This is a genomic window from Microbacterium sp. NPDC055442 (assembly GCF_053644215.1).
Map to the genome: position 1 here is coordinate 314,646 of NZ_JBSHLF010000003.1, position 26,307 is coordinate 340,952.

Below are 26,307 nucleotides of genomic sequence, written 5' to 3' on the forward strand. Positions count from 1 at the left end.
CGCACGCGAAATCGACACGGGCGGGTGCGAGGCGTCGCATGACGGCTGGCAATGTCGTCGAGGTGCGGGGGCTGAGGAAGAGCTATCGCGACATCGAAGCCGTGCGCGGCATCGACTTCGACATCCGCCGCGGCGAGACCTTCGCGCTGCTCGGTCCGAACGGCGCCGGCAAGTCCACGACGATCGAGATCCTCGAGGGATACCGCGACCGCACGGCGGGCGAGGTCAGCGTCCTCGGCACGGATCCGCGCCGCGGCGGGCTCGCCTGGAAGTCCCGTCTGGGCATCGTGCTGCAGTCCAGCGGAGAGACGGGGACGACGACGGTGCGCGAGCAGCTCCGCCACTTCGCGGGCTACTATCCGAACCCGCGCGACGTCGACGAGGTCATCGCGGCGGTCGGGCTCGAGGCCAAGATCGACACGCGCATCTCGAAGCTCTCGGGCGGTCAGAAGCGCCGCGTCGATGTGGCGCTCGGCATCATCGGCCGCCCCGAACTGCTGTTCCTCGATGAGCCGACGACCGGCTTCGACCCCGAGGCCCGCCGCCATTTCTGGCAGCTGATCCGCCTGCTGCGCGACGAGGGCACCTCGATCCTGCTCACGACCCACTATCTCGACGAAGCCCAGCAGCTCTCCGACCGCGGCGGCATCATCGCCGGCGGCGAACTCGTCGCGATCGGCGCGATCGATGAACTGGGCGGAGCACAGGCGCGTATCCCGATCGTCCGATGGAGACAGGACGGGATGCCGCGCCAGGAACGCACGACCGAGCCCGGGCGCTTCGTGGCCGAGCTCCTGGCGCGCGGCGAACCCGAGCGACTCGAGGTCATCCGTCCGAGCCTCGAAGACATCTACCTCGAGCTCGTCGGAGAGACGGCGGCCGATGTCGAGGCGGTCATCTCGTGAGCACGACGGCGGTGCGGTTCGGACCGCTGCGCACGGTCCGGCTGGGCGTCAGGCGCGCCGGCTACGAGATCCGCTCGTACTTCCGGCAAGGCGACACCGTCTTCTTCACGTTCCTGTTCCCCCTGCTGATGCTGACGATCTTCGCCGTCGCCTTCAGCGACGCCGAGTTCGGCCGCACGCCCGACGGCGACGAGATGACGGCAGCGCAGTACTACCTGCCCGCGATGCTCGCCGCCGGTGTGCTGTTGTCGGGGCTGCAGAACATGGCGACCGACATCGCGATGGAGAAGAGCGACGGCACGCTCAAGCGACTCGCGGGCAGCCCGCTGTCGCCGGTCAGCTACTTCCTCGGCAAGATCGGGCAGGTGCTCGTGACGGGCATCCTGCAGGCGGCCGTGCTCATCGTCGTGGCGGCGACGGCCTTCGACGTGCCCCTGCCGACCGAGCCCTCGGCGTGGCTGACCTTCACCTGGGTCTTCCTCCTCGGGGTGACCACGTGCGCGATCCTCGGGATCGGGATGTCGGCCCTGCCCCGATCGGGCAAGAGCGCGACGGCCGTCATCATCCCGACCGTGCTCGTGCTGCAGTTCATCTCGGGCGTCTACATCCAGTTCTCGCTGCTGCCCGACTGGCTGCAGCAGATCGCGAACATCTTCCCGCTCGCGTGGCTCGCGCACGGCATGCGTGCCGTCTTCCTGCCCGAGAGCTACGCCTCGCTCGAGGCGGGGGAAGTGTGGAACCTCGGGGGCGTCGCGATCGTCTGCGGCATCTGGCTCGTCGCCGGACTCATCGTGACGCGACTCACCTTCCGCTGGATCCGCAAGGACTGACGCACGCCGGTCCGCGGCATCCGAGTGGGCAGACGCCGAAGCGCAAGGGGGTTCCCTGCGCGGCTGCCGCGGCGGATGCTGGCACTCAGGCGAACTCGTCGGTGACCGCACCCCCGCGTCATCGTGCCGAGTCGCAGCAACGAATGGAGCAGTGATGGCCACGCACAAAGTCGGCTACTTCGTCGGCAGCCTGTCGTCGACGTCGATCAACCGGACACTGTCGAAAGCCCTGATCCGTCTGGCGCCCGACGGCCTCGAGTTCACCGAGATCCCGATCGGCAACCTTCCGCTGTACAGCCAGGACTACGACGAGAACTACCCGCCCGAGGCGACCGCGCTGAAAGAGGCGATCGCCGCGTCGGACGCGGTGCTGTTCGTCACTCCCGAGTACAACCGATCGATCCCCGGCGCGCTCAAGAACGCGATCGACTGGGCCTCACGGCCGTGGGGTCAGAACTCGTTCGACCACATCCCCGCCGCCGTGATCGGCGCCTCGATCGGGCAGATCGGCACGGCCGTCGCCCAGCAGAGCCTGCGCGGTGTGCTGACGTTCTGCAACGCGCGGCAGATGACCGCTCCCGAGGCGTACATCTACTTCAAGCCCGACGACTACACCGAAGAGGGCGAGGTGACCTCGGAAGAGACCGCCGGGTTCCTGCGCGACTTCATGAACGAGTTCCGCGACCACATCGAACGGGTGCTCACGGTGCTGCCCCGCGACTGAGCGCTGGGCTTGCGCCATGCTGGGAGGAGCCCCCGACTCGAGAGAGACCGCATGCCGCGCGACAGCTACTTCGTCCCCGCTGGACCCGACCGCTACTTGCCGACGGATCACGTCGGCGGCGCGTGGAGCGATGAGGACCTCCACGTCGCCACCGTCGCGGGCCTTCTCGTGCACCACATGGACCGGTGGCGCCGAGAGCACGGCGACGCCGACAAGGTGTTCGGCCGGATCAGCATCGACATCCTGGGCAGACTCACCCGCGGCGACATCGAGCTCGAGACGCGCCTGATCCGGCCGGGGCGCACGATCGAACTGCTCGAGACGACGGCCACGATCGCGGGACGGCCGACCCTGGCTGCTCGCGCGTGGCTGCTGGCGACCGAGGACACGCAGCAGGTCGCCGGTGGAGAGTGGATGCCGCTCCCCGCGCCCGACGCGCAGGCCGTGTACCCGATCGCCGAACTCTGGCGCGGAGGCTACATCAGCAGCATCCGCGCGCTCGCCGTCGGGCCGCGACGGCCCGGTCGTGCCGCGGCCTGGCTCACGACGGAGCTGGATCTCGTGGCGGGGGAGGAGACGAGCGAGCTGGCGCGATTCGTCGCGCTCGTCGACACGGCCAACGGCATCGCCGTGCGCCAGAGTCCCGACGAGTGGCTCTTCCCGAACCTCGACCTGACGCTGCACTTCTTCCGCTCGCCGTCCGGCGCATGGGTGGGGCTCGACACGACCGTGACCTACGGGCCGGCGGGGCTCGGGCTCACGAGCACCGTGCTGCACGATCTCGACGGTCCGGTCGGGACGGCGCAGCAGATCCTCACGGTTCGGAGCCGCGCCACGTAGGCGCGGGTAGCGTGGGATCGTGGCCCTGGCATCCCGTACGTCTCCGCGTCCTCCCCGTCCGTCGGTCGATCTCGTCGTCGTCGCGACCGAGCGGCTCAGCCCCCAGCTCGTGCGCGTGCGCCTCGGCGGTGAGGGTTTCACGGCGTTCGAGAACCGGCCCGAGACCGACAAGTACGTCAAGCTGAAGTTCACCGCTCCCGAGGGGCATCCCGTCACGCGCACCTACACGGTGCGCAGCGTCGACGTCGCCGCCGGCACGCTCGACATCGATTTCGTCGTGCACGGTGACGAGGGCATCGCCGGTCCCTGGGCGGACTCCGTCCAGCCCGGAAGCGCGCTGAGCCTCACGGGGCCCGGCGGCGGATACTCCCCGAATCCGGATGCCGCGTGGTACCTCTTCGTCGGCGACCTGTCGGCGGTTCCCGCGATCGCCGCGGCCTTGGAGGCCCTGCCCGCCGACGCCGTCGGCACGGTGCTCATCGAGGTCGACACCGAGGACGCCGTCATCGAGCTGACGGCCCCGGACGGCGTCGACGTGCAGTGGATCGTCGACCCGGCGCACACGGTCGATCTGCTGGCCGCCGCCGTGGGCCGGATCGACTGGCGCGAGGGGCCCGTCGACGTCTTCGCGCACGGTGAGCGCGAATCGATGAAGGCTCTGCGGCGTGTGCTGTTCGACGAGCGGGCGCTCGAGCGCACGCAGGTGTCGCTGTCGGGCTATTGGGCGCGCGGCCGTGCGGAAGACCGCTTCCAGGCCGAGAAGCGCGAACCGGTGGGGCAGATCTTCCCGTCGATCTGATCGGAGAAATCTTCGAGAAAGTCTTGCGCTCCGGGGAACGGATGTACTATCCTGTGTTCAGGACAGCGTGTCAGGTGAGTAGCGGAGTCTCGATCCACGGGTGTACGGCGACGGAGTTGACGGGGCGGATCATTCTCCACTGATCGGAGTGCGCCGATGTCCTCTCCCACCGCAGCGCTCGAGGCGGCCGTCGCCGTTCTCGCGCGAGCGTGGAGTGACGCGGCCCTTCCTGCCGGCCTCGCTCCCGCCGATGTGCAGACCGCCGTCGACGCGATGTCCGAACCGGGCCTTCTCGCGGTCAACGACGCGCTCGCCGCCCTGCGGCGACAGGTCGACGGCCTCCACGCGAGCGTTGCGGCCGGTATCTCGCGGCGTTCACGACCCGAGCTCGGCAAAGAAGGCCTCGCGCGCAAGACAGGGCACCGCACGGCCGCGAAGCTCATCGCCGCCGCGACAGGCGGCCACGCCGGTGACGCCGCTCGGCTCGTTCAGGTCGGCGAAGCCACGCGCGAACGCGAGCAGCTGTCCGGTGAGCGTGCGCCGGCCCGCCATCCCCACGTCGCCGCCGCCGTCTCAGACGGCCGGGTGAGCATCGCCGCAGCCGCAGCGATCATCGCCATGCTCGACCGCGTGAGCCTGCGGGCCGGACTCGAACGCATCCTCGAGGCAGAGGCGGCGGTCGTCGCGCAGGCGCCGCTGCTGACGCTCGATGAGCTCGCGGTCGTGCTGCGGCGCGCTGAAGCGCTGCTCGACCCCGACGGACTCGAGCCGGTCATCGAAGAGATGCACGCGGAGCGGTCACTGCGGATCTCGCGGGACCGCGCAGGCATGGTCGTGATGACCGCTCGACTCGACCCCGAGACAGCGGCGCCGATCAAGGCGGCTATCGAGTCGATCGTGACGCATCAGCTGCGCACGAGTCGCGGTTCGAACGCGGGCGGCCCGGCGGGCGAGTCGGCCGGTCCGGCCGGCGTCGCGGGCGGCGTGGCCGGCGGCGTGGTCGGGGCGGTCGGCGAGTCGGTCGGTGCGGTCGGTGCGGTCCGTGCGGTCGGCGACGCGGGCGGTCCGGCAGGCGAGTCGGTCGGCTCGGCAGGCGAGTCGGCCGGTCCGGCAGGCGTCGCGGCGGGCCCAGAGGACGGCGCGGGTGGCGTCGCGGTCGGGCCGGCAGCGGTCGCGCCCGAGACGCGTTCGATCCCGCAGATGCAGGCCGACGCGCTCGCGATGATCTGCCGCCACCTGCTCGGGTGCACCGATGACCGCGTACCGGCCGCGGCGACGACCGTCGTCGTGCGCATGCCGCTCAGCGCGCTGACGACGGGCGAGGGAATCGGCGAGATCGACGGGATCGATCAGCCGATCGACGCGGGAACAGCGCGCCGCATGGCGGCCGCGGCCTCGATCGTGCCGTGCGTGCTGGGCGGCGACAGTGAGATCCTCGACATGGGGCGCGCGAAGCGCCTCTTCACGACGGCACAGCGTCTTGCTCTCGCCGAGCGTGACGGGGGCTGCGCGTTCTGCCACCTGCCACCGTCGACGACCGAAGCGCACCACATCCTCTGGTGGGATCGCGACCGAGGCCCGACGGATCTCGGCAACGGCATTCTGCTGTGCGCGTCGTGTCATCACCGGGTCCACGCCGACGGCTGGGAGATCCGGATCGACCCGCCACCGGGCGGCGATCCGACCGGCGGCACCGTCTGGTTCATTCCCCCGTCCCACCTCGACGCGACCCGCACCCCACGACTGGGTGGCCGACGACGGTTCGATCCCGACGGCTGGGCACGCGCGGCGTGACCACTGCCGCCGGGTGACCGCGCGGCGTGACCGCTGCCGCCGGGCGACCGCGCGGCGCACCCCGGTTAGACTGGACACGCCGCTCTTCTTTCTGAGGAACCCCGTGACCACCGCCAATTCTTCCCGTGTCTTCGACGCGCGCCACGTTCAGCTCGCGCGCGCCGCTTTCGCGGCGATCGCGGCGATCATGGTCACCTTCTCGCAGGACCACTCCGCGGGAGTCGGCCTCGCCGTCTTCGGGGGCTTCGCCCTCGCGACGGGCATCGTGCACGTCCTCGCGGCGTGGCTCGTCCAGCCCACCGGCCGGCGCTGGCCCTCGATCATCCTCGCGGCGCTGACGATCGCGGCGGGCATGGTCGCGAGCGTCGGCGATCTGCGCACCTCCACCGGCTTCTTCGCGATCGTCATCACGTGGGCGTTCACGACGGGACTCGTCGAGGCGATCGACGGCTTCGTCGCCCGTCGCGGTCCGCGCGCGCTCAAGCCGGGCGACGTCGCGCCGTGGTCGGACGGCACGCCCGCGGCATCCGTCTCGCCGCTCGCGGCCCGCGAATCCATCGTCGTCGGAATCGCCGGCGTGGCCCTCGCGGTCGCGCTCCTGCTCGTGCCCGCCGAATACGCCCTGCCCTATACGGTCGAAGAGGCGAACGCGTCGTACACCCTCACCGGCATCACGATCGCCGTCGGCCTCTTCGGCGTCTACGCGGCGATCGTCGCGGTCTATCTCGGCATCGCCGGGTTCTCGCCGCGTCGCACGCCGGTGGACGCCGCGAACCGCCCCGAATCGGAGGATCAGTCATGACTGAACGCCCCACTCGTCGTGACCTCATGAAGCCGATTCAGCTCCTCGGCCTCGCATTCGGGTCCGCGCTGTTCGCCGGCGTCGTGACCCTCGTCTCGATGGGCTTCTTCCAGCAGCGCTTCGACGGCCAGTCCGAGCACGCGCTCGTCGTGGCCGCCGTCGTGGCGGGCATCACGTTCGTCGTCGTGCTCGTCGTCGTCGCGCTGCTGCTGCTCGCGATCGATCCCGCCCAGATCACCAAGACGGTCGACCGCGCCGTCCTGCTGCCCGAAGAAGAGCAGGACGACGACGCGAAGAGCTAGTTCAGCTCGTCGACGAGGCGCGAGGCGATGCCGGTGTAGCCGGCCGGTGTCAGCGCGATCAGGCGCTCCTTCGCCGCGTCGCCGATGTCGAGGCCGCGCACGAACTCCGCCAGCTCGACCGCGCCCACCCGGCGGCCCCGCGTGAGGTCCTTCAGGAGGGCGTACGGGTCGGTGATCTGCGAGCGCCCGGCCGCGATCTCGGCGCGCACGACGGTCTGGATCGCTTCGGCGAGGACCTCCCAGTTCGCGTCGAGGTCCGCGTCGAGAACGGGCTGCGCGAGGGAGATCTCCCCGAGGCCGCGCAGCAGGTTGTCCAGCGCGAGCAGCGAGTGGCCGAACGCGACGCCGATGTTGCGCTGCGTCGTCGAGTCGGTGAGATCGCGCTGCAGGCGTGAGGTCACGAGGGTCTGCGCGAGAGTCTGGAACAGCCCGCCGGCGATCTCCAGGTTCGCCTCGGCGTTCTCGAACCGGATCGGGTTGATCTTGTGCGGCATCGTCGACGACCCCGTCGCACCGGCGACCGGGATCTGCGAGAAGAAGCCCAGCGAGATGTACGTCCACACGTCGGTCGCGAGGTTGTGCAGGATGCCGCCGGCGTGGCGCGCCCTGTCGTAGAGCTCGACCTGCCAGTCGTGCGACTCGATCTGGGTCGTCAGCACGTTGAACCCGATGCCGAGTCCCTCGATGAACGAACGCGAGATCTCGACCCAGTCGGCGTCGGGCTCGGCGGCGAGATGCGCCGACCACGTGCCCGTCGCGCCGGAGAACTTCGCGAGGTACTCGCCGCCCTCGATCTGGCGGGCGACGCGCTCGAGGCGCCACGCGAACACGGCGAGCTCCTTGCCCATCGTCGACGGCGTCGCCGGCTGACCGTGGGTGCGGGACAGCATCGCGGCATCCCGGTGCTCGATCGCCAGTTCTCCGAGCCGCGCGATGACGTCGCGCAGCTTGGGCAGCCACACGTTGACGACGGCACGCTGCACCGTGAGGGCGTACGAGGCGGAGTTGATGTCCTCGCTCGTGCACGCGAAGTGCGTGAGCTCGGCGATCGCGTCGAGTCCCAGCGTCGACAGGCGATCGCGCACGAGATACTCGACGGCCTTGACGTCGTGGCGGGTGACGGCCTCCTTCTCGGCCAGCCAGTCGATCTCGGCCTGCCCGAACTCGAGGTACAGCGCGCGCAGCCGCGCCTTGTCGTCGTCCGGCAGTGGCGACGTGCCGAAGAGCGACCGGTCGGTGAGGGCGATGAGCCACTCCACCTCGACCTCGACGCGGGCGCGGTTCAAGCCGGCCTCGGACAGGTAGTCGGCGAGCCCCGTGACGGCGGCGCGGTAGCGGCCGTCGAGGGGGCTGAGCGGCTGGGGAGGCAGAGAGGTCACGGGTCTCCCGTCGGCGACAGCGCGGACGTCAGACGGCCGGGCGGATCGCGGGTTCGAGCTGCCGGAAGAGCGCCCGGCTCGCAGTCTCGATCATACCGAGCACGTCATCGAACATTCCGGCGCTGGCGTAGTAGGGGTCGGGCACGTCCATGACGTGCGGCGACGAATCGAACGACATCAGCAGCGCGATCTTGTCGGTGTCGGCCTCGCAGCGCGCCCACCCCCGCAGGATCCGCTCGTGCGAACGATCCAGCGCGACGATGAGGTCGCTGCGTTCGAAGTCGGTGTGCGCGAACTGCCGCGCGCGGTGCCGCGCGCCGTCGTAGCCGCGGCGCTCGAGGGCCGCCAGAGTGCGGTGATCGGCGCGCTCGCCCACGTGCCAGTCGCCCGTGCCGGCGCTCGCAGAGCCGACGCGGGCGCCCAGGCCCGCGGCATCCGCGAATCGTCGGAAGACGACTTCGGCCATGGGGGAGCGGCAGATGTTGCCGGTGCAGACGAAGACGACGCGGAAGGGATCCACGGCGGTCGCAGTCATGGCCTCCATTGTGGCGTGCCGTCCGCGCGCACGCATCATCCGATTCGACGACGGATGTTCCGCCGCAGGGTCTTCCGCGCGGATGCCGCTTCCCCTAGCGTTACCCCTGAAAACCGCTCCCCGCGTCTCTGCTGGAGGTTGCCGTGCGTCGTCTTTCCGCCCTCATCGCCGCTGTCGCACTCGTGCTGGTCGGCTCCGCCCCCGCGTCGGCCGCGCCGCCGCCCGAACTCGTCATCAACGAGTTCTCGGCATCGACGGCCGGCGCCGACGTCGAATACGTCGAGCTGCTGGTTCCCGCGGGCGTCGACCTCGTCGGCTACGCGCTGCTGGGCGTCGAGGGCGACGCTCCGGCCACGGGCGTCGTCGACAACGTCATCACGTTCCCCGCTCCGGATGCCGCGGGCCGGTCGCTCGCCGAACTCGCGGCCAACACGCTCGAGAACGGCAGCCTGAGCCTGCTGCTCGTGACAGGGACGATCCCGGCGGTCGGCACCGACATTGACGCCGACGACGACGGCGTCATCGACGACGGGTTCGGATTCGAGGTCGTCGACGCCGTCGCCGTGCACGACGGCGGCGCGACCGACCTGACCTACGGCGGTGTGACGCTCGGCGTCGCGTACGACGGTCTCGCCTTCGCTCCCGGAGGGGCGTCGCGCATGCCCGACGGCGCCGCGGACTGGGTGCGCAACGACTTCGATCTCGCCGGCATCCCGGGGTTCACGGGCACTCTCGTGGCCGGTGAGGCCGTCAACACCCCCGGTGCGGCGAACACGACGACGCTCGAGCCGACCGAGCCGGGTCCGGGTGAGGCGGGATGCGACCTCGACGCCGTGACGATCGGGTCGATCCAGGGCGCGGGCTCGGCGACGCCCGTGCCGGGCACGACGGTGCGCGTCGAGGGAACCGTGGTCGGCGACTTCCAGGTCGGCGGGTTCGACGGCTACTACGTGCAGGACGCCGGTGATGCGGACCCCGCGACCTCGGACGGCATCTTCGTCTACGCTCCCGGCGGTGCCGACGTCGCGGCGGGCGACGTCGTGAGCGTCGCGGGCGTCGCCGACGAGGCGTTCGGGATGACGCAGATCACGGCCGGCGGCATCGAGGTGTGCGGCACGGCCGAGCTGCCGGCGGCGACGCCGCTCACGCTCCCCGCGACGCCCGAGCAGCGCGAAGCCCTCGAGGGCATGCGCGTGACGCTGCCGCAGCAGCTCGCGATCGGCGAGCACTTCGAGTTCGGCCGGTTCGGCACGATCACCCTGACGCTCGGCCGCCAGATGCAGCCGACGCAGCTGTACGACGCCGGCTCACCCGAAGCCGTCGCGCTCGCCGCGCGGAACGCCGCCGAGTCGATCACGGTCGACGACGGCCGCGGCATACAGAACCCCGACCCCGCGATCCACCCGAACGGCGCCGAGTTCACGCTGCAGAACAGCTTCCGGGGCGGCGACCTCGTCGCGAACGTGACGGGCGTGCTCGACTACCGCTTCGACACGTGGGCGGTCCAGCCGACGCAGGGAGCCGACGTCGAGGTCGCGAACCCGCGCCCGCCCGCGCCCGAGGTCGAGGGTGATCTGACGGTCGCCAGCTTCAACGTGCTCAACTACTTCACGACGCTCACGGGTCCCGACGCGCGCGGCGCCGACGACCCGGTCGAATTCGAACGCCAGCAGGCGAAGATCGTCACGGCGCTCGCCGAGATCGACGCCGACGTGTTCGGGCTCGTCGAGATCGAGAACAACGGCACCGCCGTCGCCGCCCTCGCCGCCGCGCTCAACACCCGGCTCGGCGCCGACGTCTACGACCACATCGAGACGGGCGTCATCGGCACCGACGTCATCGCGACGGCGATCCTGTACAAGCCGGCATCGGTCACCCCGGCGGGCGCGTTCCAGCTCATGGACCAGTCCCAGGACTCGCGCTGGCTCGACGACTTCAACAGGCCCGGCCTCACGCAGAGCTTCACCGACGCGCACGGTGCATCCTTCACGGTCGTCGTGAACCATCTGAAGTCGAAGGGCTCGACCTGCGCCGCCGTCGGCGATCCGACCGATCCGAACGGGCAGGGCAACTGCAACGGCGTGCGCACGCAGGCGGCCGCGGCGCTCGCCGACTGGCTCGCGACCGATCCGACCGGTCAGGGCGCGGGGCGCGAGCTGATCCTCGGCGACCTGAACGCCTACGCGCAGGAAGACCCCCTGCAGGTGCTCTACGGCGCGGGCTATAGCGACGTCGTCGGAGGTGACAGCTACACGTACGTGTTCGACGGGCAGCTCGGCTCGCTCGACCACGCGCTGGCCGGCAGCGACATCGTCGACGAGGTCGCCGGCGCCGCCGTGTGGAACGTCAACGCCGACGAGCCGAGCCTCATCGACTACGACATGACGTTCAAGGCCGACGCGCAGGATGCCCTGTATGCACCGGACGTCTACCGCTCGAGCGACCACGACCCCGTCGTCGTGGGGCTCGACCTCGAGGCGCCTGACACGACAGCGCCGAGCATCACGGTCACGCCGTCGCAGCGGTGGATCGTCCTGCCGATCGGCGACCGCCGTGTCGACATGACGGTGCGCGCGACCGACGACAGCGGCGACGTCACGGTGACGCTCACCTCGGCGACGGCGACCGGCGCCAAGAGGGCGGCGATCACCACGCTCAGCGACACGTCGTTCCGCGTCCGCGCCGTGAACGACGCCGTCTACACGTTCACCTATACGGCCACGGATGCCGCGGGCAACAGCTCGACCGCCACGGCGAAGGTCTACGTGGGAACCGCGATCTTCCGCCGCTGACCCGGTTCCTCCCCAGCCGGGGCAACAGCCCGGGAGTGCACGGATGCCGGTGGGCGCCGGTCGTGCGATGAGTGACGCGCCGATCATGGCTGGGTGACGCAGCTCGACATCATCATCCGGGAGCTCGACGCGCTGGCCCGCCGGTTCGTCGACGCCGCACAGCACGCGCGCACCCTCTCGGGCCTCACCGACTGGCAGTCGAGCGCGGCGACGGCGTTCCACGAGCGCGCCGAACGCTGGGCCGGCGACGTCGCGAGCCTGGCGGCGCTCGCCGACACGGCGAGAGCCGCGGCGGTCCACGCTCGCGCGCTCGAGTGGGCGCGCCTCGATCGAGGCCCGCTGTGACAGGCGAGCTCGACATCCGCGGCGGTGGTGCCGTCGCCGTCGACACCGAGACGCTGCGTGCGACGGCGGCACGGTTCGTCGGTGCCCGCGTCGAGCTCGATGAGCTGGCGGCACGCCTCGGTGCGGTGCAGAACATGCTGTTCGCCGAGCGTCATGCCGGGGCTCAGAGTGCGGCATCCGTGCTGTCGAGGCGGCTCTTGCACGTGCAGTTCGATGCCGACGCGATCGCCGAGCAACTGCGGGCGGCCGCGGCGATCTACGAGCTCGTCGACCTCGATGCGCAGCACGCGGCAGCCGTCGCGACGGGGGACGAGGCCGCGCTGGACCGGATCGCCCGCCGTCGCGCCGCGCTCGGGGCGGAGTACTCCGGCATCGGCGAGCAGGCGTCGCTGCTCGCGTTCGAGCGCGCGATCATGTGGCCGTCCGAGCTCGTACGCCAGGCCACCGAGACGGGCTTCGATCTGGGCGGCATCTTCAGCGCTCCCGCTGCCGTCGTCGGAGGAGTCGTCGGCGGGCTCGGCACGATCCTCGGAGCGGGCGTCGTCGGGTTCAGCCGCTGGGGGCAGATCGGCCGGCATGAGCGACTCGCTCCCGCGCGAGACGCGGTCACGGTGGAGCGCGTGTCCACCGGCACGACGACGGCTCCGGCGAGCCTCGCTGCTGCGGCATCCCGCATGCCCGGCGACGGTGCGACGCGCGTGCGGGTCGAGCGGTACGCCATGCCGGGCGGATCGGCGCAGTACGCCGTCTACGTGTCGGGCACGAAGTCGGCCGGCGCCGGGGGGCCGGAGGCGTGGGATGCGCGGTCGAACGTCGACCTCGCGGCGAAACGGGCGTCGGCCTCCTACGAGGCGACCCTCGCCGCGCTCGAATCCGCCGGAGCGCGCCCCGGCGACACGGTGCACGCCTTCGGGCATTCGCAGGGCGCCATGATCACGTCGCACCTCGCTCTCGAGGGAGGGTACGACACGCGCACGCTCGTCTCGTTCGGCTCTCCCGTCGAGGCCGATGTGGGGCACCGCACGCTGAGCGTCGCGCTGCGCCACACCGATGACCCGATCGCCGGGCTCGCCGGCGGCGGCAGTATGGCGCCTGTCGGGGCTCCCGGCAGCTTCGTCGTCGAACGCTCGACCGACCCGACGCCCGATGTGATCGACGCCGCGACGCCGTCGCACGGCATGAGGTACTACGCCGAGACGGCGGCGATGGTCGACGCGTCGACGGATCCGCGCGTCGAGGCCGTGCGTGCCGTCTTCGCCGAACTCGGCACGGCCGAGCGGGTCGACGTCGTCGAGTTCGGTGCGGAACGCGCCGTCAGTCCCGCCGCTTCTGCTGGGGGCGCAGCAGGATTCCGAAGAGCCAGTTGATGAGCGAGATGAGGATCGCCGCGAGCACACCCCACCAGAAGCTCTCTACCCGCAGGCCCCAGTCCCAGAACGACGTGATCCACCCCGTCAGCCAGAGGAGGAAGGCGTTGATGATGAGCCCGATGAGTCCGAGGGTCAGGACATAGAGGGGAAAGGCGAGCACTTTGATGACCGTGCCGATGATCGTGTTGACGATCGCGAAGATCGCCGCGACGAGCAGCAGGGTCAGGACGAGCTGGAGCGTCTCGCCGGGAGGGAACGCGATGACGCTGACCTGCAACGCGGGGATGAGCGTCACGATCCAGATGGCGAACGCATTGATGACGACGCGGATGATGAAGCGCATACCCGGCAGTCTCGCACGCGCTCCACCCGCGCGAGCGAGAACAGCGCTGCCGCCCGGTTCCGAAATGGTATCAACGGCCGACTGACGCGGCATCCGCTCTCGCTCGTAGACTCTGCATCGTGACCGAAGCCTCCGACCTCCCCATCCGCGTCCGTGCCGAGATCGCCGCCCTGCCGCCGTACAAGCAGGGCCGGCAGGCCGGTGGCGAAGCGTTCAAGCTGTCGAGCAACGAGAACCCGTTCGACCCGTTGCCGGGCGTGCTCGAGGCCGTGCAGTCCGCGACCTCGCTCAACCGCTACCCCGACGCGTCGGCGGCGCGTCTGCGTGAGCGCATCGCCGAGCGCTTCGGCGTCGGGCCGGACTCCGTCCACATCGGCGCCGGCAGCGTGTCGATCCTCGCCCAGCTCGTGCAGGCGACGTCGGGTCCCGGCGACGAGGTCGTCTACGCGTGGCGCTCGTTCGAGGCCTACCCGTGGCTCGCCGTCGTGGCGGGGGCGACCGCCGTGCAGGTGCCGTTGACCGCCGATGCGCGCCACGACCTGCCGGCGATGGCCGCCGCGATCACCGACCGCACGCGGGCCATCATCGTGTGCAGCCCCAACAACCCCACGGGCCCCATCGTGACCCAGGCGGAGTTCGACGCGTTCGTCGCGCAGGTGCCCGCCGACGTGCTCGTGGTCCTCGATGAGGCGTACGCCGAGTTCGTGACCGACCCCGACGCCGTCGACGGCGAGCGCGTCCTTCGGGCCGCCGACCGCCCGAACGTCGTCGTGCTGCGGACGTTCTCGAAGGCGTTCGGTCTCGCGGGTCTGCGCGTCGGCTACGCCGTGGGGCACCCGCGCATCCTCGATGCGGCACGGAGCACCGCCATCCCCCTGTCGGTCACGAACCACGCCGAGGAAGCCGCGCTCGCGAGCCTCGACGCCGAGGCGGACCTGCTCGAGCGTGTGCGCACGATCGCCGAGCGTCGCGATCGCCTCGCGGCGGCGCTCCGCGACACGGGCTGGGCCGTCCCGCAGGCGCAGGGCAATTTCGTCTGGCTGCCTGCGGGCGACGAGACGCTCGCGATCGCCGAGGCGTTCGACGCGGCCGGACTCATCGTGCGACCCTTCGCGGGCGACGGGATCCGTATCTCGGTCGGCGAGGAAGCCTCTGTCGAGAACGTCCTACGGATTGCGGCATCCGTTGTGAAGGACCTCCCAGAAGGGCACTCGGGCCGGTCGATAGCGTAGAACGATGACGACGCCCCTCAGCGAGGAGTCCGAGGTCGTCCGCGTTCTCGCGGCCGACGGAACGTTCGCCCCGACCGCCGCCGCCGAACCGTACCTGGCGCTCATCGACGCGCTCCCCGAGACAGAGCTCGAGCGTCTCTACCGCGACATGGCGGTCATCCGCGCCTTCGACCGGCAGGCGACGAACCTGCAGCGTCAGGGGCAGCTCGCCCTGTGGCCTCCGAGCTTCGGGCAAGAGGCCGCACAGGTCGGCTCGGCGCGCGCGGCCAGGCCGCACGACCACCTCTTCCCGTCCTACCGCGAGCACGTCGTGACCAAGATCCGCGGCGTCGACCCGATCGACATCATCCGCCTCATGCGCGGCGTGACGCACGGCGGGTGGGACCCGACGGATCCTGCGAACGGCAACACCCACATCTACACGCTCGTGCTCGGTGCGCAGACGCTGCACGCGACGGGCTTCGGCATGGGACTCGTCTTCGACGGCCGCTGCGGCACGGGCGATCCCGACCGTGACGAGGCCGTCCTCGTCTACTACGGCGACGGCGCCTCGAGTCAGGGCGACGTGCACGAGGCGATGGTGTTCGCCGCGAGCTATCGCACTCCCGAGGTGTTCTTCCTGCAGAACAACCAGTGGGCGATCTCGGTGCCCGTCTCGACGCAGTCGCGCGTTCCGCTCGTGCGCCGCGGCCACGGCTACGGCATCCCGAGCATCCAGATCGACGGCAACGACGTCCTCGCGAGCTACGCCGTCACCCGCACGGCACTCGATGAGGCGCGCAGGGGCGCCGGTCCCCGAGTGATCGAGGCGCTGACCTACCGCATGGGCGCGCACACGACGAGCGATGACCCCACGAAGTACCGCACGTCCGAGCAGGAGCAGTCCTGGGCCGAGCGCGACCCGATCGCGCGGATGCGCACGTATCTCGAGGGCCGGGGTGCATCGAGCGCCTTCTTCGCCGACGTCGACGCCGAAGCCGAGGCGACGGCCGACGACATCCGGGTGCGCACGACCGAGCTGGGCAGCATCCCGAACGACGTGATGTTCTCGCACGTCTACAGCGCGCAGCATCCGCTCATCGACGAGCAGCGGGCGTGGCTGGCCGATTACGAGGCATCGTTCGAGGAGGCCGGCGCATGAGCGAGACGACCACCATGGCGTTCAGCCGCGCCCTCAATGCGGGACTGCGCGCAGCGCTCGCCGACAGCGACCGCGTGCTGCTGATGGGCGAGGATATCGGTCCGCTCGGCGGCGTCTTCCGCGTCACCGAGGGGCTGCAGGCCGAGTTCGGCGACCGCCGCGTGATCGACACGCCGCTGGCCGAGTCCGGCATCGTCGGCACGGCGATCGGCCTCGCGATGGCGGGCTTCCGGCCCGTGTGCGAGATCCAGTTCGACGGTTTCGTGTTCCCCGCGTTCGATCAGATCACGTCGCAGCTCGCGAAGATCACGAACCGGCACGAGGGCGCGATGTCGTTCCCCGTCGTCATCCGCATCCCGTACGGCGGGCACATCGGCGCCGTCGAGCACCACCAGGAGAGCCCCGAGGCGTACTTCACCCACACGCCCGGCCTGCGGGTCGTGAGCCCGTCGACGCCGAACGACGCGTACTGGATGATCCAGGATGCGATCGACTCGCCCGACCCCGTCATCTTCCTCGAACCGAAGGCGAAGTACTGGCAGAAGGGCGAGGTCGACACGACGACCCGCCCGCTGCCGCTGCACGCGTCGCGGCTCGTGCGCCCCGGCACCGACGTCACGCTCGTCGGGCACGGCGCGATGGTGACGACGCTGCTGCAGGCGGCGGCGCTCGCCGAGTCCGAGGGCACGTCGTGCGAGGTGATCGATCTGCGCTCGCTGTCGCCGATCGACTACGGCCCGATCCTGGACTCCGTGCGCCGCACCGGCCGCATGGTCTACGCGCAGGAGGCGCCGGGCTTCACGTCGCTCGGCTCCGAAGTGGCGGCGACCGTCATGGAGCGGGCGTTCTACGCGCTCGAGGCGCCCGTGCTGCGGGTGTCGGGCTTCGACACGCCCTTCCCGCCCGCGAAGCTCGAGGCCACGTACCTGCCCGACGCCGACCGCATCCTCGAGGCCGTCGACCGCGCCCTCGCCTACTGACCCCCACCCATGACCGCGAGACTGCACCGGGAGGCCGAGACAGCGGGTGAACCCCGCAGTCTCGGCGCTCCGTTGCAGTCTCGCGGGTTCGGAGAGGAATGAGCATGAGCATGCAGACCTTCACGCTGCCCGACGTGGGCGAGGGACTGACCGAGGCCGAGATCGTCTCGTGGCGCGTCGCGCCGGGCGACACGGTCGCCGTCAACGACGTCATCGTCGAGATCGAGACGGCGAAGTCGCTCGTCGAGCTGCCGTCGCCGTTCGCCGGCACGGTCGGCGACCTGCTCGCGGCCGAGGGCGCGACGGTCGAGGTCGGCGCCGCGATCATCACGATCACGGATGCTGCGACCCCGCCCGCACCGCCGGCGGCGGCGCCGTCCCCCGCAGACGACGGCGGCTCGGTCCTCGTCGGGTACGGGACCGGCGGCGAGGTGACGTCGCGGCGCAAGAAGCCCGCCGACCAGGCGAAGCGCATCGAGGCGTCGACCGGGGTCGTGGCGAGGCCGCCGATCCGCAAGCTCGCGCGCGATCTCGACGTCGACCTGTCGACCGTCACGGCGACGGGCCCCGCCGGAGAGGTGACGCGCGACGACGTCGTGACCCACGCGTCGCAGGCCTCGGTGTTCCGCAACATCGCGACGCCCGAGCGCAGCGCCGTGCGCGAAGAGACGATCGCCGTCGGCGACGACGGCGCCGGCCGCGAGGAGACGATCGCCGTCAAGGGCGTCCGCAAGGCGACGGCGTCGGGCATGGTCCGGTCGGCGTACACGGCGCCGCACGTCTCGGTGTGGACCGACGTCGATGCGACCCGCACGATGGAACTGGTCAAGCGGCTCAAGGCCTCGCCCGACTTCGCCGACGTCAAGGTCTCGCCGCTGCTGATCATGGCGCGCGCCGTCATCTGGGCCGTCCGCCGCACGCCCATGGTCAACGCGGCGTGGGTCGAGGTCGACGGCGGCGCCGAGATCCGCGTGCGTCACTACGTCAACCTCGGGATCGCCGCCGCGACGCCGCGGGGCCTGCTCGTGCCGAACATCAAAGATGCGCAGGACCTCAACCTGCGCCAGCTCGCCCGCGCCCTCGAGAAGCTCACCGCGACGGCGCGCGAGGGTCGCGCCACTCCTGCCGATCAGCAGCACGGCACGATCACGATCACGAACATCGGCGTGTTCGGAATGGATGCCGGCACCCCGATCATCAACCCCGGTGAGGCCGGGATCGTGGCCCTCGGCACGATCCGGCAGAAGCCGTGGGTCGTGGACGGCGAGGTCCGCCCGCGCTGGGTCACGACGGTCGCGGGGTCCTTCGATCACCGTGTCGTCGACGGCGACGGCATGTCGCGTTTCATCGCCGATGTCGCCTCGGTGCTCGAGGAGCCCGCGCTGCTGCTCGATTGAGGCCGCGCGGCCGCACCCGTGTTGAGAACGATTCTCATTAGCTGTTAGAGTCTGCGAGTGACTTCGACGCGACGCATCCTGACCGCTGTGGCCCTGACCGCCACCCTCGCCCTCGCGGGCTGTTCGACCGGCGCCGAGGCCGAGGACGGTCGCATCTCGGTCGTCGCCTCGACGAACGTCTACGGGCAGATCGTCGAGGCGATCGGCGGCGACGCCGTGAGCGTCGTGTCGATCGTGTCGTCGGCCTCGCAGGATCCGCACTCGTTCGAGGCGAGCGCGCGCGACCAGCTCTCGGTGTCGCGCGCCGATCTCGTCGTGATGAACGGCGGCGGGTACGACGCGTTCATGGACGCCCTCGTCGACGGGGCGGGAGCTGTCCGGCCCGTCGTGCCCGCCGTCGAGTTCTCCGAGGCGACGCCCCCCGCCGACCACGGCGACCACGACCACGACCACGGCGACGACGACCACGATCACGACCACGACCACGACCACTCGGTCAACGAGCACGTCTGGTACGACCCGCACGTCATGGCGCACCTGGCCGAGGCCATCTCGATGGAGCTGAGCGCGCTCGATCCCGACAACGCCGACGCGTTCGCGGCGAACCTGGCCGAGTTCACGAACGGCATCGACGAGATCGAGTCGACGCTCGGGACGCTGTCGACCGAATTCGGCGGCGCCGAGATCTTCGTGACCGAGCCCGTCTCGCTGTACCTGACCGAGGCGGCCGGCCTCGTCAACATCGCACCCGACGACTTCACGCACGCCGTCGAAGACGGGCGCGATGTGCCCGCGGCGACGCTGCTGGCTGCGACGAAGCTCCTGCAGACCGGGCAGGTCGCCGCCGTCGTGGTCAACCGCCAGACCGGCGGGGCCGAGACGACCGCGATCACCGACGACGCCGCGTCGCTCGGCATCCCGGTCGTGGAGTTCAGCGAGACGCTGCCCGAGGGCCAGACGTACCTCGAGTGGATGCAGGCCAACGTCACCCTGCTCGGCGAGGCGCTGCGCGGATGACCCACCCGCTCGTCATCCGCGACGCGTCGCTGCACCGCGGCGACCGTGAACTGTGGTCGGGTCTCGACCTCGACGTCGCGCCCGGCGAGCTCATCGCGGTGCTCGGGCCGAGCGGAACCGGCAAGACGACCCTCCTGCGCGCCATCCTCGGGCTCGAGCCGCTCAGCGGCGGTGGGATCGAGGTGTTCGGCCAGCGCGTGCACCACCGCGGCAACCGCGGCGTCGGATACATCCCGCAGCAGCGACCGCTGCCGCCCGAGACGTCGCTGCGTGGCCGCGACCTCGTCGCCCTCGGCGTCGACGGGCACCGCTTCGGCCTGCCCTTCCCGCGTCGCGGCGATCGCGCGCGCATCGACGCGCTCGTCGACGCCGTCGGCGCGCGCGCGTTCGCCGACCGGCCCGTGGGCCTGCTGTCGGGGGGCGAGCAGCAGCGCCTGCGCGTCGGCCAGGCGCTCGCCGACGATCCGCGACTGCTGTTGTGCGACGAGCCGCTGACGAGTCTGGACCTCGCCAATCAGCAAGCCGTCATCGGGCTCATCGACCGCCACCGCCGCGACGCCGGTGCCGCCGTCCTGCTCGTCACGCACGACATCAACCCGCTCCTGGGCAAGGTGGATCGCATCCTGTACATCGCGAACGGCCGGTTCATGCTCGGCACACCCGGCGAGGTGCTGCGCTCGGACGTGCTCACCGACCTGTACGGCGCACACGTGTTCGTGCTGCGCGCGGGCGACCGGCTCGTCGTCGTCGGGGCCCCCGACGCCGAGAGCGCTCACCACCACCACGACGGAGAGCACGAATGAGCTGGTCCGACATCGCCGACGCCATGTTCGGGGGTCTGGGCGACTACGCCGAGATCCTCGGGCTCGTGTCGAACTCCGTCATCGCGGGCGCCGTCCTCGGCCTCGTCGGAGGTCTTGTCGGAGTCTTCGTCATGCAGCGCGACATGGCCTTCGCCGTGCACGGCATCAGCGAGCTGTCGTTCGCGGGCGCCGCGGCGGCGTTGCTCATCGGCGTCGACGTCGTGACGGGCTCGATCGTCGGATCGGTGCTCGCCGCCGCGATCGTCGGCTGGCTGGGCGCCCGCGCGCGCGACCGCAACTCGATCATCGGCGTGCTCATGCCGTTCGGTCTGGGGCTCGGCATCCTCTTCCTCTCGCTCTACGACGGCCGCAGCGCCAACCGCTTCAGTCTGCTGACGGGTCAGATCGTGTCGGTGCAGACCGGTGAGCTCGGCTGGCTCATCGGCATCAGCGTCTTCGTGCTGGTCGGGATGCTGCTCATCTGGCGGCCCCTGCGCTTCGACTCGCTCGACCCGCAGTCCGCCGCCGCACGCGGAGTGCCGACGACAGCGGTGTCGCTCGCGTTCATGCTGCTGCTGGGCCTCATGGTCGCCGTCGCGGTGCACATCATCGGCGCCCTGCTCGTCATGGCGCTCCTGGTGACTCCCGCCGCCGCCGCGATGCGCGTCGCGACGGGACCCGTCGCGGTGCCCGTGCTCGCCGCCGTCTTCGGCTTCGTCTCGGCCGTGGGCGGCATCCTGCTCGCGATCATGGGCACGCTCCCCGTCAGCCCCTACATCACGACGATCTCGTTCGCGATCTACCTCGTGTGCCGGTTCCGCGGCTCCCGGGCACCGCTCAGAGCCCGCGGGTAGACTCCCCGGCATGGCCCAGCGGAACACGTGGCAGCGCGAGCGCGTGCGCGAAGCCCTCGCCGACACCCCGGGTTTCGTGAGCGCGCAGACGCTGCACGCGACGCTCCGCGAAGACAACACCGGCATCGGCCTGGCGACCGTCTACCGGGCTCTGGCGGGTCTCGCCGCGCAGGGCGAAGCGGATTCGCTGCAGAGCCCCGAGGGCGAAGCCCTCTACCGCGCGTGCACGACGACGGCGCACCATCATCACCTGATCTGCCGTTCGTGCGGACTCACGGTCGAGATCGAGGCGTCCGACGTCGAGCAGTGGGCCCGCCGCACCGCCGAGAGCCACGGCTTCGCCGAGGCCGAGCACGTCGTCGACATCTTCGGGCTGTGCGCGACCTGCGCGCGGTCGCGGACGAGCGAGCGTGTCGCGGGCTGATTTCGCGCTGCGCCCCGGCGGTTCGACGGATCGCCCGCGCGCAGGACGCCTTCTCGTCCCCCTCGTCATCGGCGCCGCCGTCGTCGTGGGCCTGTTCGCGATCGACCTCTTCGTGCCCGAGCTCTTCCCGGCGCGCCTGCCTGCCCGCGCGCAGGACGGCCTGACCCTCGCGATCAGCGTCCTGATCGAGTCGCTCCCGTTCGTCGCGCTCGGCGTCGTGCTCTCGATCGTCGTGCAGGTGTGGATCCCGCCCGGTGCGATCGAGCGATGGATGCCGCGGCGCGCGTGGGCGCGACGGGCTGTGCTGTCGCTTCTGGGCATGGTCGTGCCGGTGTGCGAGTGCGGCAACGTGCCGTTCGCGCGCGGACTGATGATGCGCGGCTTCACGGTGCCCGAGACGCTGACGTTCCTGATCGCGGCGCCCATCGTGAACCCGATCGTCATCATCACGACGCACCAGGCGTTCGGCTACTCCGACGGCATCCTCGTCGTCCGGCTCGTCGGCGGATTCCTCATCGCGAACCTCATCGGCTGGCTGTATTCGCGGCATCCGTCGCCGGACGGACTGCTCACGGACCGCTTCCGCAGCACGTGCGCCCGCCAGCACGCACACGCGCACGGCGCGGCCGAGCGAGGCCGTCGCACCCTCAGCCAGTTCATCGTCGAGCTGCGCGCCGTCATGCCCGCCCTCGTCATCGGCTCGGCGCTCGCCGGCGCCGTGCAGGTGCTCATCCCGCGCGAAGCGCTCCTGGCCATCGGGTCGAATCCGGCGCTGTCGATCGTCGCTATGATCGCGCTCGCGATGGTCGTGTCGATCTGCTCGAACGTCGACGCGTTCTTCGCGCTGTCGTTCGCGTCGACCTTCACGCCGGGCTCGATCATCGCGTTCCTCCTCGTCGGGCCGCTCGTCGACGTCAAGATGCTCGCGCTGCTGCGCACGACCTTCACGACGCGCGCCCTCGCGGGGATCGTCGTCATCGTCGTGCTCGCGGCCTTCGCGATCGGGGCGGGGGTGAACCTCATTGGCTGACCCCTCTCGCGCGCTCCTGACCCGCTGGCTCGGCGTCGGCCTCGCCTCGGTGCTCGCGGTCGTCACGATCGCGCTCGCGGCGACCGATCGCCTGGCCCTGTATGTCAATCCCGATTCCGCGTGGTTCGCCGTCGGGATGGCGGTCATCGTGCTGATCGGCGCGGTCGCGAGCTTCGCGCTGCCGCTCGGCGCCGAAGACGACCACGGTCACGACCACGGTCACGACCACGCGGATCCGTCGTCCGCGCACCCGAAGAGACCCGCGCGGCAGCGCGCCGGTGCCGCCGCGGGGCGGGTCGCCATCGCGACAGGGGGCGTCGCGGCGTCGGGGGTCGTGCTGCTGACGCTCGTGCTGCCTCCCGCATCCCTCAGCGCCGAACTCGCGATGTCCCGCGACATCGGAGCGCCGCCGCTGTTCGCGGGAGCCGACGCCGTCACGCTCGCGGAGACGGGCGACACCTCGACGTTCGGGGTCGGGGAGTGGTCGGCGGTGTTCGCGACCGCGACGAACCCCGACGCGTTCGACGGCGACCCGGTCACCCTGACGGGCTTCGTCACCCCCGGCGACGACGGCTTCGATCTGACGCGCCTGGTCATCACGCACTGCGTCATCGATGCGCAGCCGGCGAACGTGCCGATCACGACCGGGAGCGTGCCGGACACGGGCCAGTGGGTCACCGTGACGGGCACGGTGAGAGCAACCGGCGACGGGCGGCTCGCGATCGCGGCGAGCGACGTGACGGCGATCGACGAACCCGGTGACCCCTATGAGTACTGACACGCGTCGGGGCCGCTCCCGCGCGCGGCGCGGCCGGGCGTTCCTGGTCTCGTTCGTCGCGGTCGTCGCGGCGCTCGCGGTCGCCGGCGCCGGAGCCGCGGCGATCGGCGTCGTGCAGGGTCCGCGCATCACGGATGTGCAGGTGGATCCGGCGGCCTCGGTGGCGGCATCCGGCTCGCGGATCATCGTGACGACGTCGCAGTCGCTCGCCGAGGTCGACCCCGCACAGGTCACCGTCACGCCCGAGACGCCGTTCGCCGTCGACACGTCCGGCCGCAGCGTGGGCGTGCGGTTCGGCGTGCCGCTGCGCGACGACACGGAGTACACCGTGACGATCGACGGGGTGCGGGGCCTCGGCGGCGGTCCCGACGGATCGATCGTCGAGACGTTCCGCACACCGCCCATCGCGGTGCACCTGCTGCAGCGCGGCGGCCCGAGCGACGACACCATCTTCCGCACCGACCTCACGGGCGATGAGGCGGTGCCGGTGTTCAGTCATCCCGACATCGAGGACTTCCGCGCGACGGCATCGCAGCTCGTCGTCTCGGTGCGCACGGCCGACGATCGCCCCGCGCTGCTGGTGACCGACCTCGACGGCTCGGGCGAGCGCGCGCTGCCGCTCCCCGGCGACGACGGCGTCGTGACGCACCTGCAGGCGGCCGACCGCGGCGATCTGATCGGCTTCACCTACTCGGATGCCACCCTCAGCGACGCGGGCGGCCTCGAGAGCGCCCTGTTCACGGTTGCGGGCGACACACCCACCCGGATCGAGGTCGCCGGCACCGATGCGCGGATCGCGCAGTGGCGGTTCGTGCCCGAGACCGACAGCATCCTGCTGCTCACCTTCGACGGGAACCTGCTTCTCACGGGCGCGGAAGGCGGCGAGGCGACCTCGCTGGGCACCGCGATCTCGATCGACGGCGTCGCCGGCACCGCGGCGATCGTCGAGCGACTCGACGGCATCGTCGTGCTCGACCTCACCGACGGCACCCAGCGCCCGCTCGTCACGCCCGACGAGGAGCTCGGCCTCCTCGGCACGGCGCTGCCCGTGCCCGGGGGCGGCACGCTGCGCTCGTCGGTCGTGCTCGACGAGACGGGCACGCGCTCGCTCGGCACGTCGGTCGCGCTCGTGGACGGCGACGGCGCGAGCCGCGGCATCGCCGACATCGGCCCCACCGATGCGCTCATGCAGACGTGCGTCTCGCCCAGTGGGCGCTATGCCGCCGTGACCGTCGCCCCCGACGCCGTTGACAACCCCTACGACGGCTACCTGCTGCCCCTGCCGGAACGGCTCGAGACGCGGATCTTCCAGCTCGACGACGCCGAGCCCGTCGTGTCGCTGGAGGGCTTCGCGCTCTCGTGGTGCCGGGTGCCGACCTCATGACGGCGGCGCTGCATCCCGCCGCTCGCGACGAGCTGGCCGCCCTTCCGCTCGCGGTCGCGCCGCGTCTGCTCGGCGGAGTGCTGCGCACGGTCGTCGAGGGCGAAGAGGTCGCCGTGCGCATCACCGAGGTCGAGGCCTACCACGGTCGCGGCACGGGCGACGTGCCCGATCCCGGCTCGCACGCGCGCATGGGGCGCACGGCGCGGAACGCGACCATGTGGGGCGAGCCCGGGCACCTCTACGTCTACCTGAGCCACGGCATCCATTCGTGCGTCAACGTCGTGTGCGGACCCGACGGCCTCGCCGGCGGAGTCCTGCTGCGCGGGGGAGAGGTGATCGACGGAGCGGATGCCGCATCCCGGCGTCGCCCCGCCGCGCGCGTCGCGCGCGACCTCGCCCGCGGTCCCGGCCGGCTCGGCGACGCCGTCGGCCTGCGGCATCCGCTGCATGACGGCATCGACGTCGTCACCGGCGCGGCGCTGCACGGAGCCGTCGCGCGCCTCGCCCTGCGCGACGAGCCCCTCGCCGAGGTCGCGACGGGGCCGCGCGTCGGCGTCGCGGGCGTCGCGGGCACGGCCGTCTTTCCGTGGCGCTTCTGGATCCCGGGGGACCCGACCGTGTCCGCCTTCCGGTGGGGGCGCGGCGCCGGCCCTGTGCTAGGCTGACTCTTTGTCTGCGTGCACTCCAGTACGCAGTACGTATCCTCACGAGGATGCAGACAAGGGATCTTGGGTGACACCGTCCGGTGTCACGGTACTAAGGAGACATCACTATGGCAGCAGTGTGCCAGGTGACTGGAGCAGTTCCCGGCTTCGGTCACAACATCTCGCACTCGCACCGCCGGACGAAGCGCCGCTTCGACCCGAACGTGCAGAGGAAGACCTACTTCGTGGCTTCGCTCGGCCGCAAGATCACCCTCAACGTGTCCGCTAAGGGCATGAAGGTGATCGATGCGCGCGGTATCGAGTCGGTTGTGAAGGACCTGATCGCGAAGGGTGTGAAGCTCTGATGGCCAAGAAGTCTCAGGACGTCCGTCCGATCATCAAGCTGCGTTCGACCGCCGGCACGGGGTACACCTACGTGACGCGCAAGAACCGCCGCAACAACCCCGACCGCATCGTGCTGAAGAAGTACGACCCTGTCGTGCGCAAGCACGTCGACTTCCGAGAGGAGCGCTGATCGCATGGCCAAGAAGAGCAAGATCGCGCGCAACCAGCAGCGCCAGGCGGTCGTCGACCGCTACGCCGCGAAGCGCGCCGAACTGAAGAAGGCGCTCGTTTCGCCGACCTCGACCGACGAAGAGCGCGAAGCCGCCCGCCTGGGTCTGCAGAAGCTGCCCCGCGACGCGTCGCCCGTGCGTCTGCGCTCGCGCGACGTCATCGACGGCCGCCCGCGCGGCATGCTGACGAAGTTCGGCATCTCGCGTGTCCGCTTCCGCGACATGGCGCACCGTGGCGAGCTGCCCGGCGTGACCAAGTCGAGCTGGTAAGCACCACCGCAGCAGAAA

Annotated in this window: 29 protein-coding genes; 26 read left to right on the top strand and 3 right to left on the bottom strand. The window is 70.8% G+C overall.

The genetic code is table 11. The annotated features are described in order from the left end of the window. Positions 1–38: 38 nt before the first annotated feature. The 8 genes from ACWIBS_RS08765 (at position 39) to ACWIBS_RS08800 (ending at position 6,996) form a co-directional block, all read left to right on the top strand. Positions 39–905 (top strand): ABC transporter ATP-binding protein, encoded by an 867-nt coding sequence (locus ACWIBS_RS08765; protein WP_376127037.1) that lies wholly within the window; start codon positions 39–41, stop codon positions 903–905. Next, entirely contained in the window at positions 902–1,735 is an 834-nt protein-coding gene (locus tag ACWIBS_RS08770; RefSeq protein WP_376127036.1) for an ABC transporter permease, read from the top strand. The genes ACWIBS_RS08765 and ACWIBS_RS08770 overlap by 4 nt, the downstream gene beginning before the upstream one ends. A 154-nt stretch (positions 1,736–1,889) precedes the next feature. Beyond that, positions 1,890–2,459, top strand: a complete 570-nt coding sequence (locus tag ACWIBS_RS08775) for an NADPH-dependent FMN reductase (protein ID WP_376127034.1) — start codon at positions 1,890–1,892, stop codon at positions 2,457–2,459. 51 nt (positions 2,460–2,510) lie between these two features. After that, positions 2,511–3,299, top strand: a complete 789-nt coding sequence (locus ACWIBS_RS08780; RefSeq protein ID WP_376127032.1) for a thioesterase family protein — start codon at positions 2,511–2,513, stop codon at positions 3,297–3,299. 25 nt (positions 3,300–3,324) lie between these two features. Beyond that, on the top strand, positions 3,325–4,098 hold the full coding sequence (locus tag ACWIBS_RS08785; RefSeq protein ID WP_376127067.1) for a siderophore-interacting protein: 774 nt from the start codon (positions 3,325–3,327) through the stop codon (positions 4,096–4,098). Positions 4,099–4,254: 156 nt separating this feature from the next. After that, complete coding sequence (locus tag ACWIBS_RS08790) at positions 4,255–5,892, top strand: HNH endonuclease (RefSeq protein ID WP_376127030.1); 1,638 nt, start codon at positions 4,255–4,257, stop codon at positions 5,890–5,892. A 103-nt stretch (positions 5,893–5,995) separates the two neighbouring features. Beyond that, the gene (locus ACWIBS_RS08795; protein ID WP_376127029.1) at positions 5,996–6,694 is read left to right on the top strand and encodes an acyl-CoA synthetase; all 699 of its coding nucleotides are present in this window, start codon (positions 5,996–5,998) and stop codon (positions 6,692–6,694) included. Next, positions 6,691–6,996, top strand: coding sequence for an amino acid transporter (locus ACWIBS_RS08800; protein ID WP_376127028.1), 306 nt, complete (start codon positions 6,691–6,693; stop codon positions 6,994–6,996). The genes ACWIBS_RS08795 and ACWIBS_RS08800 overlap by 4 nt, the downstream gene beginning before the upstream one ends. Here ACWIBS_RS08800 and purB read toward each other — a convergent pair. Together purB and ACWIBS_RS08810 are read right to left on the bottom strand one after the other, a co-directional pair. Beyond that, positions 6,993–8,375, bottom strand: a complete 1,383-nt coding sequence (gene purB, locus ACWIBS_RS08805; protein WP_376127026.1) for an adenylosuccinate lyase — start codon at positions 8,373–8,375, stop codon at positions 6,993–6,995. The genes ACWIBS_RS08800 and purB overlap by 4 nt on opposite strands. Positions 8,376–8,403: 28 nt before the next feature. Continuing rightward, complete coding sequence (locus ACWIBS_RS08810) at positions 8,404–8,910, bottom strand: low molecular weight protein-tyrosine-phosphatase (RefSeq protein WP_376127024.1); 507 nt, start codon at positions 8,908–8,910, stop codon at positions 8,404–8,406. A 143-nt stretch (positions 8,911–9,053) separates the two neighbouring features. Between ACWIBS_RS08810 and ACWIBS_RS08815 the strand changes: the two genes are divergently transcribed. The 3 genes from ACWIBS_RS08815 to ACWIBS_RS08825 all read left to right on the top strand — a co-directional run bounded on the left by ACWIBS_RS08815 (position 9,054) and on the right by ACWIBS_RS08825 (position 13,414). Beyond that, positions 9,054–11,702 carry an ExeM/NucH family extracellular endonuclease gene (locus tag ACWIBS_RS08815; protein WP_376127022.1) on the top strand — a complete coding sequence of 883 codons (2,649 nt, stop codon included), beginning with the start codon at positions 9,054–9,056 and terminating at the stop codon, positions 11,700–11,702. Between the two features lie 93 nt (positions 11,703–11,795). Next, positions 11,796–12,047 carry a hypothetical protein gene (locus ACWIBS_RS08820; RefSeq protein ID WP_376127020.1) on the top strand — a complete coding sequence of 84 codons (252 nt, stop codon included), beginning with the start codon at positions 11,796–11,798 and terminating at the stop codon, positions 12,045–12,047. Then, on the top strand, positions 12,044–13,414 hold the full coding sequence (locus ACWIBS_RS08825) for a hypothetical protein (RefSeq protein WP_376127018.1): 1,371 nt from the start codon (positions 12,044–12,046) through the stop codon (positions 13,412–13,414). Before ACWIBS_RS08820 ends, ACWIBS_RS08825 begins: the two co-directional genes overlap by 4 nt. Here ACWIBS_RS08825 and ACWIBS_RS08830 read toward each other — a convergent pair. Continuing rightward, the gene (locus tag ACWIBS_RS08830) at positions 13,362–13,760 is read right to left on the bottom strand and encodes a phage holin family protein (protein ID WP_376127016.1); all 399 of its coding nucleotides are present in this window, start codon (positions 13,758–13,760) and stop codon (positions 13,362–13,364) included. The two genes, ACWIBS_RS08825 and ACWIBS_RS08830, sit on opposite strands and share 53 nt — an antisense overlap. Before the next feature lie 119 nt (positions 13,761–13,879). On the opposite strand from ACWIBS_RS08830, the gene hisC reads away from it, so the two are divergent. From hisC to rpsN, 15 genes are all read left to right on the top strand, one after another. Continuing rightward, positions 13,880–14,992 carry a histidinol-phosphate transaminase gene (gene hisC, locus ACWIBS_RS08835; RefSeq protein WP_376127014.1) on the top strand — a complete coding sequence of 371 codons (1,113 nt, stop codon included), beginning with the start codon at positions 13,880–13,882 and terminating at the stop codon, positions 14,990–14,992. Positions 14,993–14,996: 4 nt separating this feature from the next. After that, positions 14,997–16,133, top strand: a complete 1,137-nt coding sequence (locus tag ACWIBS_RS08840; protein ID WP_376127012.1) for a thiamine pyrophosphate-dependent dehydrogenase E1 component subunit alpha — start codon at positions 14,997–14,999, stop codon at positions 16,131–16,133. Next, positions 16,130–17,113: an alpha-ketoacid dehydrogenase subunit beta gene (locus tag ACWIBS_RS08845; protein ID WP_376127011.1), complete on the top strand. Its 984-nt coding sequence runs from the start codon at positions 16,130–16,132 to the stop codon at positions 17,111–17,113. The genes ACWIBS_RS08840 and ACWIBS_RS08845 overlap by 4 nt, the downstream gene beginning before the upstream one ends. Positions 17,114–17,217: 104 nt before the next feature. Next, entirely contained in the window at positions 17,218–18,510 is a 1,293-nt protein-coding gene (locus tag ACWIBS_RS08850) for a dihydrolipoamide acetyltransferase family protein (RefSeq protein ID WP_376127009.1), read from the top strand. A gap of 57 nt (positions 18,511–18,567) precedes the next feature. Then, entirely contained in the window at positions 18,568–19,527 is a 960-nt protein-coding gene (locus ACWIBS_RS08855) for a metal ABC transporter solute-binding protein, Zn/Mn family (protein ID WP_376127008.1), read from the top strand. Further along, positions 19,524–20,330, top strand: a complete 807-nt coding sequence (locus ACWIBS_RS08860) for a metal ABC transporter ATP-binding protein (protein ID WP_376127006.1) — start codon at positions 19,524–19,526, stop codon at positions 20,328–20,330. Before ACWIBS_RS08855 ends, ACWIBS_RS08860 begins: the two co-directional genes overlap by 4 nt. After that, complete coding sequence (locus ACWIBS_RS08865) at positions 20,327–21,184, top strand: metal ABC transporter permease (protein WP_376127004.1); 858 nt, start codon at positions 20,327–20,329, stop codon at positions 21,182–21,184. The genes ACWIBS_RS08860 and ACWIBS_RS08865 overlap by 4 nt, the downstream gene beginning before the upstream one ends. Before the next feature lie 10 nt (positions 21,185–21,194). Beyond that, entirely contained in the window at positions 21,195–21,608 is a 414-nt protein-coding gene (locus ACWIBS_RS08870) for a Fur family transcriptional regulator (protein WP_376127002.1), read from the top strand. 7 nt (positions 21,609–21,615) lie between these two features. Further along, the gene (locus ACWIBS_RS08875; RefSeq protein WP_376127065.1) at positions 21,616–22,638 is read left to right on the top strand and encodes a permease; all 1,023 of its coding nucleotides are present in this window, start codon (positions 21,616–21,618) and stop codon (positions 22,636–22,638) included. Further along, complete coding sequence (locus tag ACWIBS_RS08880) at positions 22,631–23,416, top strand: TIGR03943 family putative permease subunit (RefSeq protein WP_376127000.1); 786 nt, start codon at positions 22,631–22,633, stop codon at positions 23,414–23,416. The genes ACWIBS_RS08875 and ACWIBS_RS08880 overlap by 8 nt, the downstream gene beginning before the upstream one ends. Next, positions 23,406–24,800, top strand: coding sequence for a hypothetical protein (locus tag ACWIBS_RS08885; protein WP_376126998.1), 1,395 nt, complete (start codon positions 23,406–23,408; stop codon positions 24,798–24,800). The genes ACWIBS_RS08880 and ACWIBS_RS08885 overlap by 11 nt, the downstream gene beginning before the upstream one ends. Continuing rightward, positions 24,797–25,465, top strand: a complete 669-nt coding sequence (locus tag ACWIBS_RS08890) for a DNA-3-methyladenine glycosylase (protein WP_376127063.1) — start codon at positions 24,797–24,799, stop codon at positions 25,463–25,465. The genes ACWIBS_RS08885 and ACWIBS_RS08890 overlap by 4 nt, the downstream gene beginning before the upstream one ends. A 107-nt stretch (positions 25,466–25,572) precedes the next feature. After that, entirely contained in the window at positions 25,573–25,809 is a 237-nt protein-coding gene (rpmB, locus tag ACWIBS_RS08895; RefSeq protein ID WP_376126997.1) for a 50S ribosomal protein L28, read from the top strand. Next, positions 25,809–25,979 (top strand): 50S ribosomal protein L33, encoded by a 171-nt coding sequence (gene rpmG, locus ACWIBS_RS08900; RefSeq protein WP_165140426.1) that lies wholly within the window; start codon positions 25,809–25,811, stop codon positions 25,977–25,979. Before rpmB ends, rpmG begins: the two co-directional genes overlap by 1 nt. A 4-nt stretch (positions 25,980–25,983) precedes the next feature. Next, the gene (rpsN, locus tag ACWIBS_RS08905; RefSeq protein ID WP_376126996.1) at positions 25,984–26,289 is read left to right on the top strand and encodes a 30S ribosomal protein S14; all 306 of its coding nucleotides are present in this window, start codon (positions 25,984–25,986) and stop codon (positions 26,287–26,289) included. Positions 26,290–26,307: the final 18 nt, after the last annotated feature.

Coding starts and splice junctions, on each gene's coding strand:
- ACWIBS_RS08765 (WP_376127037.1), top strand. CDS start 39: ATGACGGCTGGCAATGTCGTCGAGGTGCGGGGGCTGAGGAAGAGCTAT.
- ACWIBS_RS08890 (WP_376127063.1), top strand. CDS start 24,797: ATGACGGCGGCGCTGCATCCCGCCGCTCGCGACGAGCTGGCCGCCCTT.
- ACWIBS_RS08800 (WP_376127028.1), top strand. CDS start 6,691: ATGACTGAACGCCCCACTCGTCGTGACCTCATGAAGCCGATTCAGCTC.
- ACWIBS_RS08885 (WP_376126998.1), top strand. CDS start 23,406: ATGAGTACTGACACGCGTCGGGGCCGCTCCCGCGCGCGGCGCGGCCGG.
- rpsN (WP_376126996.1), top strand. CDS start 25,984: ATGGCCAAGAAGAGCAAGATCGCGCGCAACCAGCAGCGCCAGGCGGTC.
- ACWIBS_RS08845 (WP_376127011.1), top strand. CDS start 16,130: ATGAGCGAGACGACCACCATGGCGTTCAGCCGCGCCCTCAATGCGGGA.
- ACWIBS_RS08830 (WP_376127016.1), bottom strand. CDS start 13,760: ATGCGCTTCATCATCCGCGTCGTCATCAATGCGTTCGCCATCTGGATC.
- ACWIBS_RS08775 (WP_376127034.1), top strand. CDS start 1,890: ATGGCCACGCACAAAGTCGGCTACTTCGTCGGCAGCCTGTCGTCGACG.
- ACWIBS_RS08790 (WP_376127030.1), top strand. CDS start 4,255: ATGTCCTCTCCCACCGCAGCGCTCGAGGCGGCCGTCGCCGTTCTCGCG.
- ACWIBS_RS08840 (WP_376127012.1), top strand. CDS start 14,997: ATGACGACGCCCCTCAGCGAGGAGTCCGAGGTCGTCCGCGTTCTCGCG.
- ACWIBS_RS08870 (WP_376127002.1), top strand. CDS start 21,195: ATGGCCCAGCGGAACACGTGGCAGCGCGAGCGCGTGCGCGAAGCCCTC.
- rpmB (WP_376126997.1), top strand. CDS start 25,573: ATGGCAGCAGTGTGCCAGGTGACTGGAGCAGTTCCCGGCTTCGGTCAC.
- ACWIBS_RS08780 (WP_376127032.1), top strand. CDS start 2,511: ATGCCGCGCGACAGCTACTTCGTCCCCGCTGGACCCGACCGCTACTTG.
- ACWIBS_RS08810 (WP_376127024.1), bottom strand. CDS start 8,910: ATGACTGCGACCGCCGTGGATCCCTTCCGCGTCGTCTTCGTCTGCACC.
- ACWIBS_RS08865 (WP_376127004.1), top strand. CDS start 20,327: ATGAGCTGGTCCGACATCGCCGACGCCATGTTCGGGGGTCTGGGCGAC.
- ACWIBS_RS08850 (WP_376127009.1), top strand. CDS start 17,218: ATGAGCATGCAGACCTTCACGCTGCCCGACGTGGGCGAGGGACTGACC.
- rpmG (WP_165140426.1), top strand. CDS start 25,809: ATGGCCAAGAAGTCTCAGGACGTCCGTCCGATCATCAAGCTGCGTTCG.
- ACWIBS_RS08860 (WP_376127006.1), top strand. CDS start 19,524: ATGACCCACCCGCTCGTCATCCGCGACGCGTCGCTGCACCGCGGCGAC.